Origin of the sequence: Sodalis sp. RH24, assembly GCF_047324145.1 — a bacterium.
GTDB lineage: Bacteria > Pseudomonadota > Gammaproteobacteria > Enterobacterales > Enterobacteriaceae > Acerihabitans.
In genome coordinates this window covers 577,339-591,751 of the sequence record NZ_CP178729.1, presented here as the reverse complement: position 1 = coordinate 591,751, position 14,413 = coordinate 577,339, and the positions used below count along the sequence as shown (strand labels likewise).

The following is a 14,413-nucleotide window of genomic DNA, read 5'->3' as shown; positions in this document are numbered from 1 at the left end:
GATTAGATGGCTGTTAATCGACTTTTGCTGACAAGCTAAGTGAGAAAAAATCACCATGAGACGCCGCATCCCCTCACTGAACGCGCTCAAGGCCTTTGAAGCGGCCGGGCGGCTGGGCCTGATGAAATTGGCGGCTGAGGAGCTGTGCGTCACGCACGGCGCCGTCAGCAGGCAGGTTAAACAGCTGGAAAACTGGCTTGGCGTCGCCCTGTTCGCCGGCCCGAAACATGCGCCGACGCTGACGGAGGCGGGATACCGGCTGTTGCCGGCCTTGACCTGCGCCTTTGATCAGGTGGATTTGGCCGTGCAGCAGATTGCGGATACCGATGAGGGCACGCTTGACGTTTCATGTCCCGGCACCTTTACCATGCGCTGGCTGATACCGCGCCTGCATCACTTTAACGCGCATCATCCCCGGGTCGAGGTACGCCTGAACTCGGCGGGCACCTCGGCGGATCCCATCCGGGATAATGTCGACGTGGCGATCAGGGTGGGCCGCGGGCCCTGGCCGCCGGGCGTCGACGTCATCCCTTTGTTCAGCGAGAAATTCGGCCCGGTCCATGCGCCGTCAATCCGGCTTGCCGCCGGAAAGCCATGGCCGGCGGCGCTGTTGCACACGGTTTCCCGGCGCAACGCCTGGTCTGACTGGAGCGCGCGCTCGGGCATCGCCGCAGCCGGTGAAGGCGCGGCCGAGTTCGAGCATTTTTATTTTATGCTGGAAGCGGCTATCGCGGGGCTGGGCGTATCGATATCCCCCTGGCCGCTGGTGGCGGAAGATGTGGCGGCGGGACGACTGATCGCCCCCTTCGGCTTTATCGACAGCGGTCTTGGCTACGTGGCCCTGCGTCGCCAAAAGCAAAACAGCAAGGCCGACATTTTTTGCCGGTGGCTGGAAACCGCAGCGCGGGAGTATGTCGCAGGCGCGCGATCCAGACCGCCGGAGGCGACACAGCCATAACGCCGTGCCGCGCATACTGCCTTGTCGGCGATGCTCTGGTTGCCCGCCAGCGGCGGCCCGCCTGCCGGCTTAGCGCGCCGCCGCCGGCGGCTGGCCGTCCCGCGCCAGCGTTTCCAGCCACTGGCGCTGGTAAGCCTGACGCGCTTTGGCGCGGAGCCGGGTTTCAACGGCATTCATGGCCTCGTCCTGCGGTATCGGCGCGGCCGGGCGGATATCCCGGCAGTAAAGGATATGCAGCCCCATGGGGCTTGTGACAACGTCACTGATATGCCGCGCCGGCAGGGCAAACAGGGTTTCATCAAGGGAAGCATACAACAGGCCGCGGCTGACCCAGCCCAGGTTGCCGCCGTCAAGGGCGGTGGGACATTGCGAATGACGCTGCGCCAGCACGGCGAAGTCGCGCGCGTCGCGGCGCAGGCGCCGGTGCAGGATGGCGATGCGCCGCGCCGCCTGGTCCGGCTGGCAACCCGGCTGCTCTTCATCCACCGTCAGCAGTATATGACTGCATGCGCGCTGCTCCGGACGCATAAAGTTGTCCCGATGGGCGGCGTACCACTGCGCCACGTCCGCCGCCGAAGGCGCCGGGGCCTGTTGCGCCACGTGTTCAAGGACCTTGTCCAGCAGGACTTCATGGGTCATGGCCTCATAGAGGCCCCTGGCGTCCAGCCCTATGGCCGCCAATTGCCGCGGCTGCAGCGCGGCATCGGCCAGGCGCTGATCGAGCTCGGCCACCGCCGCGCGGATATCGTTTTCCGTGGCGCGCAGCCCAAGCGCCCCGGCCAGGTCCACCACCCGGCTTTCAAGCCGCAGCTGGCGGACATAACGCGGCTCGAACTCCGTCAGCCGATCGGCGGTTAATAGCCACGGCGGCGTTTGATACAATGCCAGCGCCAGCTTTAAGCGGGAAAATACCTGCCATGTTTCCATTAGGGTTTCCTGTGGGTTGATGCGTTTGCCCGCGGCGTGTCCTGTGCCGCCGTGGCGCCGTGGCGCCGCCAGGAGCCTGGCTCAGCTTTCGCAGACCCGGGGGGTCAGCGCCACCTCCGGCACCCGGAACAACCTGCCTTCGAACAGCACCACATAGGCCATGGGCTGGACATCGCGGATTTCATCCATAATCTGGCCCACCTGGCCCTCCGTCACCACCGGATCGCCGTTAATCGCCAGCGGCAGCGCGGCGCTCACCCAGTCGCCGAACTGGAATTGCCCGGCAATCCAGGGGGCCGAGCCTGAAATCAGCTCATGCTCGCGACAGCCCACGATGCAGTCCTCCGCGACGAAATGCACCTGATAGATAATCTCATCCTGTAAAAACGTGCCCCATTCCCGCACGTAGCCGATACTGCCCTTGCGGACCAGCTTTTCGCCCCGGGCCTTGCCGGGAAAGGTGCCGTCATTGCGCAGCGATCGGATAACCCGTACCCGATCGCCAAAATCATAGGTCGGTTTCAAGGATGCACCTCCATTAATCCGCTCCAGGGGATAAAACAGCGTTTGTGGCGTTGATACACCGATAGCCCCGACTGCGCCGCCACCTCGCCTTGCAGAAAGTGCCGGTAGCTGTCGTTCAGCAGGCTCCTGGCCAGCGACCAGTACGCCTTGTTTCTGCGCAGTTCACCGGCGTCGCCCGGCGGCAGATCGGCCAGCGGCAGGCTTATCACCCCCGCCAGGCGCTGGTGGAAATCATGCATGATATGCAGGCGTTTCGCGCGGATCACCGCCGGGTCGCAGGGCAGCTCGAAATAAGCGAAAAACGCCTCGGCGGATTCCAGCTCATCAACGCCGGGTAATGTGCTAAACCACTCCATTCTAGCCTCCCGCGCAACGGGCCAAACCGAAGTTCGGTCCGGGCAAAGCGAATAATTCGCTGTAAAGATCGCGCAGCCGCTCGTCGCTTGGAATCTGCTTCCACTCCTCGGCGCGCGCGCGCAAAGCGTGCAGCAGTTGCTCCACCTGGCCGCCGGTAAGCCGGTATCCCAGCTCGCCGTAGATACGCTCGACCGCGTGCCGCCCTGAATGCTTGCCCAGCACCAGGCGGTGGCCGCGCCCCAGCCGGGCCGGATCGATGCTTTGATAGCAGGCGGGATTTTTCAGCAACCCGGCCACGTGGATACCCGATTCATGGGTAAACACCTGTTCCCCCACCAGCGGTTGCTGGGGGTCGATCGGGCGCCGCGCCGCCTGCGCCACCTGCGCGCATAAGCCGGGCAGATGGTCGAGCCGGATACCGGTGTCGACCTGCAGGCAGGCCTCCAGCGCCATCGCCACGCTTTCAAGCGCGGCGTTGCCCGCGCGCTCGCCCAGCCCTGAGACCGTGGTATTGACATGGGTCGCCCCGGCCCGCACCGCCGCCAGGGTGTTGGCGGTCGCCAGCCCCAGGTCGTTATGGGCATGCATTTCGGTTTCGCCGTGCCAGTGACAGCGTAACGCTGTGATGCGTTCAAAGGTCACGAAGGGATCGAGCACGCCCAGCGTGTCGGCAAAGCGCAGCCGCAGCGCGCCGGCGTCGCCGGCCACCAGGGCTATCTGACGCAGTTCCTCGTCGCTGGCGCGCGAGGCGTCCTCGCAGCCGACGCTGACCCGCAGCCCCAAAGTTCGCGCGTAGGCAATATGGCCGGACAGCTCCCGCGCCAGCTGCGGCCAGCCCATATGCAGCTTGTAAGCACGCATCGGCCCGGACGCCGGCAGCGATATATCCACCCAGTCCAGCCCCAGGTCCGCCGACAGCCGGATATCATGGCGGTTCAACCGGCACCAGGACATCAAGGTCTGCCGCGGCAGCGCCCGGCGCACCAGCGCGATGCGCCGGCATTCTTCATCGCCCATCGCCGGCGTGCCGACCTCCAGCTCGCCCGCCCCGGCCCCGGCCAGGGCGCGGGCGATGGCGACCTTTTCCCCGGCGCTGAACGCCACGCCGGGGCTTTGTTCGCCGTCGCGCAGCGTAGTGTCGTTAATCACGATAGCGGTCATCGGCCTGGCTCCCCCGGGTTAACCATAGGTCGGCGCAAAGGCGGCGTTTTCCACCGCCAGCGGACGATCGCCCTGCCAGTACGGTGATAAGGCGCGCAATTGGGCTATGATCGGCGGCAATTGCTCAATGACATACTCAATCTCTTTTTCGCGGGTATAGCGGGATAGCGAAAAACGGATGGTGCCGTGGGCGGCGGTATACGGAATGCCCATGGCGCGCATCACATGGGACGGCTCCAGGGAACCGGACGTACAGGCGCTGCCGCTGGAGGCGGCGATGCCGACATGGTTTAGCAACAGCAGGATGGCCTCGCCCTCGATATATTCGAAGGCGATATTGACCGTGTTCGGCGTGCGCGGCTGCCCGCCGCCCATCACCAGGGTATGGCCGACGGCGCCGAGAATGCCGTCTTGCAGACGATCGCGCATGCGGGCAATCTCGCTGTCCATCATCGGCAAATGGATATCCGCCAGCGCCGCCGCCGCGCCCATGCCGACAATGCCGGCAATGTTCTCGGTGCCGGCGCGCCGCCCGCGCTCCTGGTGGCCGCCGCGCAGCAACGGCCGGAACCGGGTGCCGCGGCGCAGATAGAGGCAGCCGATCCCCTTGGGACCATGAAATTTATGGCCGGAGCAGGACAGCATATCAATGGCGCTCGCGCCGACGGCCACCGGCAATTTACCCACCGCCTGCACCGCGTCGCAATGGAACAGTATTCCTTGTTCATGGGCAAGCTCGGCCATGGCCGCCACCGGATACACCACGCCGGTTTCGTTATTGGCCCACATCAGGGTAACCAGCGCCACGCGGTCGCTGAGCGCCGCCCGGTAGGCGGCCATATCCAGCGCGCCCTCGCCGTCCACCGGCAGGCGGTGGATCAGGTAGCCCTGCCGTTCCAGGTATTCGCATACCGCAAGCGTCGCGGGATGTTCCACAATGCTGGTAATGATTTCCCGCCGTTCAGGGTAGGCCGCCACCGCCGACAGGATGGCGGTGGACGTGGCCTCGGTGGCGCAGGAGGTAAAAATGATTTCACTGTCGTGGCGCGCGCCCAAAAGGCTCGCCACCTGTTCCCGCGCCTTGGCCAGCGCAATGCCCGCGGGCTGGCCGAAATCATGAATCGACGATGGATTGCCGTAGTGTTCGCTGAGAAACGGCATCATCGCTTCCAGGACCATCGGGTCCAGACGTGTCGTGGCGTTATTATCCAGATAAACAGCTTTCATCGGCTTACCTCATTCAACTTCGCTGGTGGAGACCGTGGCCGGGTCGGCCACCACGTGCATAAACCGGCCCAGGCGTTCGATAAGCTTCTGCTGCAGCCAGGCCAGGGTCATATCGGTCATCATGCAACCGCTGCAACTGCCGGACAGCGAGACGGTCACCTGTTTATCGTTCACGCTCAGCAGGCGCATATCGCCGCCGTCGGCCTGGATGTGCGGACGCAGGCCGGCGATGACCTCTTCCACCGCCAGCCAGTTTTCATCGCGGGGCTGCGGCTGCGGCGCGGGCTTGCCTACGGCCTGCGCCACTGCCGGCCTGGCGCTCAATATCTGCTCGAGGGTCTGCTCGATTTTTTCATGGCAGGAGGTACAGCCGCCGCCGGCCTTGGTGTAGTTGATCACATCCTCAAGGGTGGTGAGGCCGTTTTCCAGCACCGCGCGACGGATATGGCCTTCGTCGACGCCGAAACACTTGCAGATAAGCGCGCCTTCTTCGTGATCGGCGTCCGGCGCCTCGCCCCTGAACTGGGCGATGGCGGCGCGCAGCGCTTCCTGCCCCATCACCGAGCAGTGCATTTTTTCCGGCGGCAGGCCGTCGAGGTAATCGGCAATCTGCTTATTGGTCAGCTGCGCCGCGTCCGTCAGGGTGCGGCCGATAATCAGTTCGGTCAGGGCCGAGGAAGAGGCGATGGCGCTGCCGCAGCCGAAGGTCTGGAAACCCGCCTCCTCGATAATTTCCGTCTCGGGGTCGACGCGAAGCATCAGGCGCAGGGCGTCGCCGCAGCTCAGCGAACCGACGTCGCCTATGGCGTTCGCCTGCTCGACGACTTTGGCATTGCGCGGATGAAAAAAATGATCTTTAACTTTTTCTGAATAATTCCACATACATTTTTCTCCAGTTCACGGGGCGATGCTTGGCGATACCCCGGGTGAATGCCTTAGCTGAATGCCGGTTATGATGCGCAGGTCTGGTGGTCGCACTGGCAGGCCGACGCCTGAAGATCTATCCAGAGTCCCGGCTCGCCGTCCCGGGCGCCCGCCGCGAGCGTCGCGCCCTGCAGATAGGGCCAGTGCGTAACGGCCGCCAGCAGCACCAATCCCTGATACTCGACGCGATACTCCTCCTCCCGCTGCGCCGCGCTCCACTCCAGGGAAACCCGCCAGCCCTGGCAGGCATCGCCCTCAAGCCAAAGGCGCAGGCCGGCACAGGGCGCGGTCAATTGCCGGCGCAATAAAAGCAGCTGTTGCAGGGCTTCCGCTTCAATCTGAATCATGATGTCGCTCCGCGTGGGGGGTACTTAATCATGAGCAAATGTGATGCCAGTCACATCTTTATCGTTATTTCAATAAGATAGCGCCGCGCGGCGCACTAAAAACCCCGAACATGTCGGGGTTGGTTGTCGGTTTTGTCAGGGAATTGACACAAATCAGCGCTGTTCCCGCGCTACTCTTCCTCCCAGCGGCTCTCCTGCCGGAAACGCTCGAAGCGCCTGGGATCGCGTTTTTCCTGATGGCGCTGTACCGTCGGCGCATCCCAGTTTTGCTGGATTTCCGTCAGCAGATGGACGATGGAGGTGGCGGCGGGCACGCTCACCGCCCGTACCCCGACGCGCAGCAGCTGCCGGAACACGCTTTCGCCCACCGCCACGCAGTACAGCGAGAGGCAACCCTCCAGCGCCGCGATACGACAGCCCAGCTTATCCAGGTCATGTCCGGGCTGGACGATAAAATCCGTGACCTGCAGCAGCGTCACCCGATCGGGTTTGACGCCGTAAATCGCCAGCCGGGGCGTCGAGCCGAAATGCTGGTTGACCTGGTGCAGGTCGGTGCTGGCGAACGCGACCCGCAGCGCCCAGTCGGAGGCGGTGGTCACCGTAAGATTGCGCTGGAAGTTGTTCATACGCCGGCGTCCTGTGCAAGTGAGACGGCAGGAAATTGCTGTTTCAGCGGCGAGTGGTACACCGGCTGATGATGATGGCGATGGCGCATCAGGTTGCCCAGTTCGAACAGGGTGTCGCGGATGCCGGCATACCCCTGCCGGGTGCGGCGAAATTCGCCCAGGCGGTCGTAGAGGGGGAAACCGGTGCGCACCAGCGGCATGTCCAGGCGCTCAGCCAGGGAGGCTGCGTGGGAGTTGGCAAAAATCATGTCGGCGGGGGTCTCGGCCAGCAGATCCGCCAAATCCTCCAGATCGCCGATGATGACTTTTTCCACCGGCAGCGCGGCCAGCCCGGGCTGGTTGACCGGCGCCACCGCGTTCACCACGCTCATGCCCTGGCTGACGGCGAAATCGCACCAGCCGCGCAGCAAATCCGCCTCGGCGGCCACCGCCATGCGCCCGCCCTGCAGCTCGCCGTGGCAATCGATCATCGCGTCCAGCATCTGCCCGCGCTGCCGCTCTATCCAGGCCGGCACCTCGCGACCGGAAATCTGGTGCAGTTGTCCGATAAACGCATCCATATGCGCAAGCGTCATCAGATGCGGCAAACGCACGCAGATGCCGCGTCCGCGCGGCTCAATCAGCGCGGCCACGCGGGTGAGCGAAACGCCGATCACAAAGGTGGCGACGCTTTGTCCCAACTGTTCCATCAGGCGCAGCGGCGTGCCGCCCTGGGTCAGCGAGCTGTAATCGCCCGCCGCCAGATGTCCGTCCATGGACTGCGTCAGGTCGGGCAGGATCACCGGCTGCAGGCCGAAAGCCTCGACATAGCTGCGGATCAGTTCCTGATCGCCCGGGGTAAACATATGGCTCAGAAAAATATTCACCCGTTTACCGCGGATTCCGGCCGCGGGTTCAGCGGGCACCCACTGCTGCACCACGCTTTCCAGCAGCGCGGCATAGCCGTTTTCCATCGAGCCGTAAAAATCCGGCGTGCTGACGGTCAGGATGCCGACCTGCCGGTGCTTGGGATGGCTTGCGCGAAACAGCGCCACCGCCCGCCCCAAATCGCTGCCCTGCGCTTCCGACAGGCCGGTGCTGAGCAGGACGATAATGCGCGGCGCATTGCGCTCGCACAAGGTCTCCAGTGCGGTAAAAATATTGTCGTCGGCGCCCATGATGGTGGTGATCGGCTCCATGGCGGTGGATTGCAGCGGCACCGGCTCGTGGAAATGCTGGATAAAAAACACTTTGGCGAAAGCGCTGCAGCCCTGGGCGCCGTGCACCAGCGGGATACAGCTTTCCAGCCCCATGGCGGCCAGGATGGCGCCCAGCGGCTGACCGCTCTTGATCGGGCTGGTGGCCAGCGGTTTTACCGAACGGACAACGTGCGTCATGATCTTCTCCTCAGGCTTTTATCTGCCAGGGCGCCGGCTGGTTAACCTGCGTCCAGACCGGGCTTTCCAGCGTGCGGCACACCGCCTCGGCCAGGTTAACCATGCCGCCGTAGCCGGCGAAGGCCTCTTCGCGCTCCTGGTTGATATCCAGGAACGGCAGCCGGGCTTTATAGGCGGTATACATATTCCTGCCGCCGGCGATCATCATGTCGGCGCGGAAACGATAGGCGGTATCCAGCAGCAGGCGCGGGTTGCCCTCGTCAAGCATCAGCGCGTCCTCCCCCATCAGGGCGCGGATGCGCGCCTTGTCCTCCTCGGTGGATTTGCGCGTGCCGGTGGCCACCACGTCCAGCCCCAGGTCCTGCAGCGCCGAGACCACCGACCAGGACTTCACGCCGCCCGTGTACAGCAACACCCGCTTGCCGCGCAGCCGGTCGCGCCAGGGCTCAAGGCGCAGCTGGGTCGCCGCCTCCTCGCGCGCGATTAGCAGCTCGGTGCGCGCGGTGAGATCCGGATCGTCGAGCAGCTGCGCCAGTTGGCGCAGCGAGGCCGACATTTCACGCATGCCGTAAAAGCTGCCCTCGAACCAGGGCGTGTCGTACCGCTCCTCCAGCCTGCGCGCAACGTTAATCAGGGCGCGGGAGCAGACCAGCATATTGGCCTCGGCGCGGTGCATGGTCTGGATTTCAGCGAAACGCGCGTCGCCGGAAAGCGTGCACAGGACGCGCACGCCCAGCTCATCAAGCAGCGGCAGCACCTGCCAGAACTCGCCGGCGATATTGTATTCGCCGATAAGGCAGATGTTATGGCCGCGCGCCGCGGGCACCGGATAATCCGCCGGCCAGGGCGCGGGCTCGCGTTGCCCTACGACCTGGCGCAGCATCACATCGCCCGCGATGCGGTTGCCCAGGTTTTTGCTGCCGTAAAAACCGGCGGCGTCGACGGCCACGACCGGAATGCCGGCCGCCGCCGAGGCCGAGCGGCACACCGCCTCGATATCGTCGCCCTCCATGGCCGGCACGCAGGTGTTATAGATAAAGACCGCCGCGGGGTGGTAGCGCTCGGCGATATGCTTCACGGCGTGGAACAGCCGGCGCTCGCCGCGTCCCATGATCACATCCTGCTCGCTTAAATCGGTGGTAAAACCCAGCCGGTTAAGGGCCGGTCCCGAGCTGCGGCTGCCCCGGTTATCCCAGGAACTGCCGGCGCAGCCAATCGGCCCGTGCACCAGATGCGCCACGTCCGCCACCGGCAGCAGGGTAATCTGCGCGCCGTCAAAGGCGCAGCCGCCCGCGGTGGATCCCGGCTTGGGCGGTTTGCACCCGGTTTTATGCTTGCCGTTATGCTCGCAGGCAGGCTCCACGAACAGGGCGGCGATATCAGTATTTTTCATCAGGTTCTCTCCGTAACCGGCAATAGTCTTGCTAAGACTTTGGTTTGCAAATCACGGGCCAGCGGCTACCCGCTGTTTTGAAAAGAATTTTTATTGTCGTGAACGCGACAAAACAGACAACCGGCCTGACAGGGGAATACCTGCCCGGCGACATAAGCTGCCCTCAGTAGCCCCTGGCGTTCCAGAATGCACAGCGATGCCTGAGGGCGAAGTCCTCCACAAAACCGGTATGCTGTACGGCAAGCGCATAGGGCCGCGCGCCGTCGAACACCGGCCAGGCCGGCATAGCCGCGGGCTGGCCGGTATGGGCGAAGGTCCCCCACGCCTGCTGAATACGCGCGGCCAGGTCCTGCTGCCGGGCATCGAAGTCACGCGGATCGGCCAGCGCCCAGGGCCGCTGGAAAACATAGGCGATTTCCGCGGCATGATAGGCTCCCATGGCCGGGGTAAACGGCGCGCGCGGCAATGACATCGGCGCGTGGGGATCGTCGAACTCGTAGGCGTAGAAGGCCGCCCGTCCGCCCAGCAGCCGGTGCATCGTCAGGATCGGACAGGCGAAGTGCGAGTCCGTGACAATATCGGCGAAAGCCTGATAGTACGACCGGGCGGCGACGTCCGCATACGTCTTCAGCACGGGGGCGATATCGCCGGGCAAAGCGCGCGCGACGGCGTCTTCATACCCCCGGCGGTGACTCATGGCAAAGGTAAACGCCTTGAAATTGGCGAACAGCCGCCCTTCGTCGCGGTTGCTGCCCATCAGCACCGGCACCGGTGCGCCCTTGCCCGCCGCAAACGCCTGGTAGGGCGGCTCAGGCAGCACATCCCCTCCCGTCATCGGCGCCCAGCCGTCCCTGCCGCTATTGCCGCGCCGATGGCTGGTCGCCTGGTAAAGCTTTTTCGCCGGCACGCGACGCAAACACGCCAGCGCGGTCCGCTCATCGCCGCAGCCCAGATCGCGCGCCATTACCAGCCCGCCGGCTTCCGCCTCCGCGCGCGGTAATGACGTGTCCGGCTGCGCGCAGCTGTCGCTTTGCAGGATCGCCCGCTGGAACAGCCCCCGCGATCCGGGCGACAGGAGATGAACGCAGGTGCTGAGCGCCCCGGCGGATTCACCGAACAGAGTGACGTTGTCCGCATCGCCGCCGAACGCGGCGATATTACGCTTTACCCAGCGCAGCGCGGCCTGCTGATCCAGCACGCCATAATTTCCCTCCCCCGGGCCCCGCAACGCCGGATGCGCCAGGAAGCCCAGCGCGCCGGTGCGATAGTTGGGCGCGACGACGATCACGCCCTGCCGTTCCGCCAGTACGCTGGGGTCATATTGCCCGTTGGAGCCCAGTTCGAGCGCGCCGCCATAAATCCATACCATCACCGGGAAAACCCCGCCCTTGCCGGCATTATGCGGCGCGTAGATATTCAGCGTCAGGCAATCCTCGGCGCTATTGCCGGCCACCGGCAAGGCGGGCTGCGGACACGCCGGCCCGATGCGATCGGCGCTTCGCACCCCGCGCCAGGGGATCGCCGGCGCCGGCGGTGCGAAGCGCAGTTCCCCCACGGGCGGCGCCGCGAACGGAACCCCCAGGAAGGCTTGCCCGCGCGCAGAGACGACACCCCGCACCGGGCCGTCCGCGGTAGCAACAATCCTTGCGGATGCGGCGTGATCGTTGACGATTTGGGGCACTTTCCCCGGCATGTCCATGCAGCCGCACAGCATCCCCCCTAACAACGCCAGCCAGACGCGCCGCCAGATAAACGCGCCGTTACTTTTTTTACCGACCATCCCTTAGCCTCTTAATCGCCAGATACCATGAACAACAGCCCATCACCGTCGTCAGCGCTGAATCGCCCATCCCCTGACTATATTAGCCGCGGCGTTAAAGGATGGCCGCTTTTCACCCTACTTTCGTCAGGATAAAAAAAAACGGCGCCCACAGGGGCGCCTAAACGGACTGACGACGGGATTGGCCAGGGCGGCGGCGAGCCCGCCGCGCCCCGCGCGCCCCTGTTATACCCCCGGGGCAAGCCCGCGGGACGTCACAGCGAAAACTGGTGCTGCGCAAGAGGGTGGGTTTTTCCCAGGCGTTTCGCCAGCCAGGGCGGGATACGCCCCGCCAGCATGGCGCGCAACGCCTGTAATTGCTGTTCAATGGTCATCGGCGGCTTAATCTTGATGGGATGGATATTATTGCGGATCACGCGAGCGGCGGCCGGGCCGCCTATCGCCTCGCAAAACAGCAGATGACAATCGCTTAACATGCGCGCCCGCGCTTCGTTGCCTTCCTCCAGCGCGTCGGGATCGTCGCGATAACGCCTGACCTGTTGCAGGTAAGGCCCCCGATCGTCAAAAGCATAGATAAAAAACAGCTTGGCCTGGCCGAAATGGCCGTCGATCGCCAGACCGTCGCCGGAGGCGAAGGCGGCGCGTAATTGCAACGGCTCCGCCCTCTCCGGCTGGGTAGTCAGATGCTGCGGCAGTTCCCCGGCCAGGCAGGACATCACCTGTTGCCACAGCGCCACCGTCGGCTGGCCGGCGCCGGCGGGAAACCCCCGCGCCAGTTGATCAAGGCTCAGCCGGGCCAACCGCGCCGGCGTCAACGGCTGGCCGGACGCCTTCTCCAGCCAGAGGATCATCTCCCGTGGGGGCAACTGCGGCAGGGTCTGCGCCAGGGCGAACAGACGCCAGAATAAAGGATCGTCGGTTGCGACATTCATCGGTAGGCTCCTGTGGCCATGGGGTTATCCGGCATTTTTACTGGCGCGTAAACGCACCGGGAACGGCGGTTTCCCCGGCTGTGGAAAGATGTAATACGACTTGCCGCCCTCCAGCTCGAACATGCCGCCCCAGCAGGCGGCATCGTCAAATTCAATGCGCACGACCCGCGCCTCCAAATCCTGTTTGGCGATATAGCAGTACAGGTCGGCGCCTTTTTCACTGAATAACACACTCGGCATAGCGGCTTTCTCCCGTAGGGCGGCCCAGGACGCGCCTGGGCCGGTCGGTCAGCGGATCAGGTCGAAGTTATAATCGGTCTTGCCGATTTTCATGGTGTCGCGGTCCAGTTTTTCCAGGGTGGCGTTGACCAGGGTGGTCAATACCGTCATGGCGCCCTCGTAGCCCCAGGTGGCGATACGATGCAGATGATGCCGGTCGAAAATCGGGAAGCCGATGCGGATCAACGGCACTTCAAACTGCTCGCCCAAGGCCAGGGTATCGCGCTGGATAAACTTGCCGTAGGAATTGCCAATCATAAAATCCGGTTTGCGGGTAAACATCAGCGAACGGAAATGCCACAGATCGCAGTTGATATACACCTCGCTTTCCTGGCCGTAAGGCGACGCGGCCAGCACCTTCTTCAGCTCTTTCTGCCAGCGTTTATTGGCGTTATGGCACAGGATCACCGTCGGTTCGCAGCCCAGTTCCAGCAGGAACTTGGTCATGCCCATGACAAAATCCGGATCACCGTACAGGCCGTAGCTTTTACCGTGGATCCAGGTATGGGAATCGAGCATCATATCCACCAGCCGGCCGCGCTCAAGCGTCAGGGCGTCCGGAATCGGCTTGCCGGTCAGCTGGCTTACGGTCATCAGCAGCCGGTCGGTGGCTTCAAGTCCCAGCGGCACATCCACCGGCGTGGCCGGCTGCTGCCAGTTCTCCTGCACCATTTTTTTGGTTTTCAGCAGGTGCCAGGGTTGCAGCAGCAGGGTATCGATGGCGTTCGGCGCGTCGCGCATTTCGTCCTGGGTAGTGCCGCCGGCATACATGCGGTATTCACCGTCCGCCGGGGTGTCCAGCACTTCGGAGGGATCGGACAGCAGGCTGTAGCCAACGCCCATCTGCTCCATCATGCGTTTCAGCACCCGGAAATTGCCGAGATAGGTTTCAAAACCGGTCACCAGGTTGATTTTGCCGTTACGGCCGGGCTGGTAATCCCGGGCGTCGGTTTTATCGGTATATTCGCGGGCAAACCCCTCGAACATATTATCCCAGCCGGTGATATGGCTGCCGATAAAGCTCGGGGTATGGGCATAAGGCACCGGCACCGCGGGGTCGATAAAACCGTCTTTCTTGGCATTGGCGATAAAGGCGCTCAGGTCGTCGCCGATCACCTCCGCCATGCAGGTGGTGGAGACGGCGATAGCCTGCGGCTTATACAGCGCATGGGCGTTCTGCAGGCCGTTGTTCAGGTTGTTATTGCCGCCGAACACCGCCGCGTCCTCGGTCATCGAATCCGACACGCAGGCCACGGGTTCCTTAAAATGGCGGTTGAAATAGGTACGGAAATACGCCACGCAGCCTTGCGAGCCGTGCACATAGGGCAGCGTATTGGCGAAACCGAGCGAACAAAGCACCGCGCCCAGCGGCTGGCAGGCCTTGGCGGGGTCGATGGTCAGCGCCTCGCGCTTAAAATTCAGCTCCTGGTATTCCCGGGTGGTGGTCCACTCGAAGACTTCCTTGACCCGGGCTGCGCCGTGGGCCTCTTCCAGCTCGCGTTTGCTGGTAAACAGCGCCTGGTATTCCGCTTGCTCGAACAGCGGATAGCAGGCCTTGGTTTTTTCTACACTCTGACTCATGATTCTCTCCTCCCGCGCCA

General features: G+C 63.7%; 15 protein-coding genes. 1 reads left to right on the top strand and 14 read right to left on the bottom strand.

Going from position 1 to position 14,413, the window contains the following annotated elements; translation table 11 throughout:
- Positions 1–55 precede the first annotated feature (55 nt).
- Positions 56–958 (top strand): LysR substrate-binding domain-containing protein, encoded by a 903-nt coding sequence (locus ACL2XG_RS02660; protein ID WP_413722945.1) that lies wholly within the window; start codon positions 56–58, stop codon positions 956–958.
- Between the two features lie 69 nt (positions 959–1,027).
- On the opposite strand, the gene nifM is transcribed toward ACL2XG_RS02660, so the two are convergent.
- From nifM to nifK, 14 genes are all read right to left on the bottom strand, one after another.
- Positions 1,028–1,885 carry a nitrogen fixation protein NifM gene (gene nifM, locus ACL2XG_RS02655; RefSeq protein ID WP_413722946.1) on the bottom strand — a complete coding sequence of 286 codons (858 nt, stop codon included), beginning with the start codon at positions 1,883–1,885 and terminating at the stop codon, positions 1,028–1,030.
- Between the two features lie 81 nt (positions 1,886–1,966).
- Positions 1,967–2,410, bottom strand: coding sequence for a nitrogen fixation protein NifZ (locus tag ACL2XG_RS02650; protein WP_410014907.1), 444 nt, complete (start codon positions 2,408–2,410; stop codon positions 1,967–1,969).
- Complete coding sequence (locus tag ACL2XG_RS02645) at positions 2,407–2,766, bottom strand: nitrogenase-stabilizing/protective protein NifW (RefSeq protein ID WP_410014906.1); 360 nt, start codon at positions 2,764–2,766, stop codon at positions 2,407–2,409. Before ACL2XG_RS02645 ends, ACL2XG_RS02650 begins: the two co-directional genes overlap by 4 nt.
- A gap of 1 nt (position 2,767) precedes the next feature.
- Entirely contained in the window at positions 2,768–3,928 is a 1,161-nt protein-coding gene (nifV, locus tag ACL2XG_RS02640; RefSeq protein ID WP_413722947.1) for a homocitrate synthase, read from the bottom strand.
- Between the two features lie 18 nt (positions 3,929–3,946).
- Complete coding sequence (gene nifS, locus ACL2XG_RS02635) at positions 3,947–5,155, bottom strand: cysteine desulfurase NifS (RefSeq protein ID WP_410014904.1); 1,209 nt, start codon at positions 5,153–5,155, stop codon at positions 3,947–3,949.
- A gap of 9 nt (positions 5,156–5,164) precedes the next feature.
- Positions 5,165–6,037, bottom strand: a complete 873-nt coding sequence (nifU, locus tag ACL2XG_RS02630; protein WP_410014903.1) for a Fe-S cluster assembly protein NifU — start codon at positions 6,035–6,037, stop codon at positions 5,165–5,167.
- A gap of 68 nt (positions 6,038–6,105) precedes the next feature.
- Positions 6,106–6,426 (bottom strand): hypothetical protein, encoded by a 321-nt coding sequence (locus tag ACL2XG_RS02625; protein WP_413722948.1) that lies wholly within the window; start codon positions 6,424–6,426, stop codon positions 6,106–6,108.
- A 170-nt stretch (positions 6,427–6,596) separates the two neighbouring features.
- Positions 6,597–7,052: a NifB/NifX family molybdenum-iron cluster-binding protein gene (locus tag ACL2XG_RS02620; RefSeq protein ID WP_410014901.1), complete on the bottom strand. Its 456-nt coding sequence runs from the start codon at positions 7,050–7,052 to the stop codon at positions 6,597–6,599.
- A complete protein-coding gene (nifN, locus tag ACL2XG_RS02615; protein WP_413722949.1) occupies positions 7,049–8,428 on the bottom strand; it encodes a nitrogenase iron-molybdenum cofactor biosynthesis protein NifN in 1,380 nt (459 codons plus the stop codon). The genes ACL2XG_RS02620 and nifN overlap by 4 nt, the downstream gene beginning before the upstream one ends.
- Before the next feature lie 10 nt (positions 8,429–8,438).
- Positions 8,439–9,821, bottom strand: a complete 1,383-nt coding sequence (gene nifE, locus ACL2XG_RS02610; RefSeq protein WP_413722950.1) for a nitrogenase iron-molybdenum cofactor biosynthesis protein NifE — start codon at positions 9,819–9,821, stop codon at positions 8,439–8,441.
- A 163-nt stretch (positions 9,822–9,984) separates the two neighbouring features.
- On the bottom strand, positions 9,985–11,601 hold the full coding sequence (locus tag ACL2XG_RS02605; RefSeq protein WP_413722951.1) for a carboxylesterase/lipase family protein: 1,617 nt from the start codon (positions 11,599–11,601) through the stop codon (positions 9,985–9,987).
- A 254-nt stretch (positions 11,602–11,855) separates the two neighbouring features.
- Positions 11,856–12,533 carry a NifB/NifX family molybdenum-iron cluster-binding protein gene (locus tag ACL2XG_RS02600; protein ID WP_413722952.1) on the bottom strand — a complete coding sequence of 226 codons (678 nt, stop codon included), beginning with the start codon at positions 12,531–12,533 and terminating at the stop codon, positions 11,856–11,858.
- A gap of 24 nt (positions 12,534–12,557) precedes the next feature.
- The gene (nifT, locus tag ACL2XG_RS02595; protein ID WP_410014896.1) at positions 12,558–12,773 is read right to left on the bottom strand and encodes a putative nitrogen fixation protein NifT; all 216 of its coding nucleotides are present in this window, start codon (positions 12,771–12,773) and stop codon (positions 12,558–12,560) included.
- Between the two features lie 48 nt (positions 12,774–12,821).
- Complete coding sequence (gene nifK, locus ACL2XG_RS02590) at positions 12,822–14,393, bottom strand: nitrogenase molybdenum-iron protein subunit beta (protein WP_410014895.1); 1,572 nt, start codon at positions 14,391–14,393, stop codon at positions 12,822–12,824.
- Positions 14,394–14,413 lie beyond the last annotated feature (20 nt).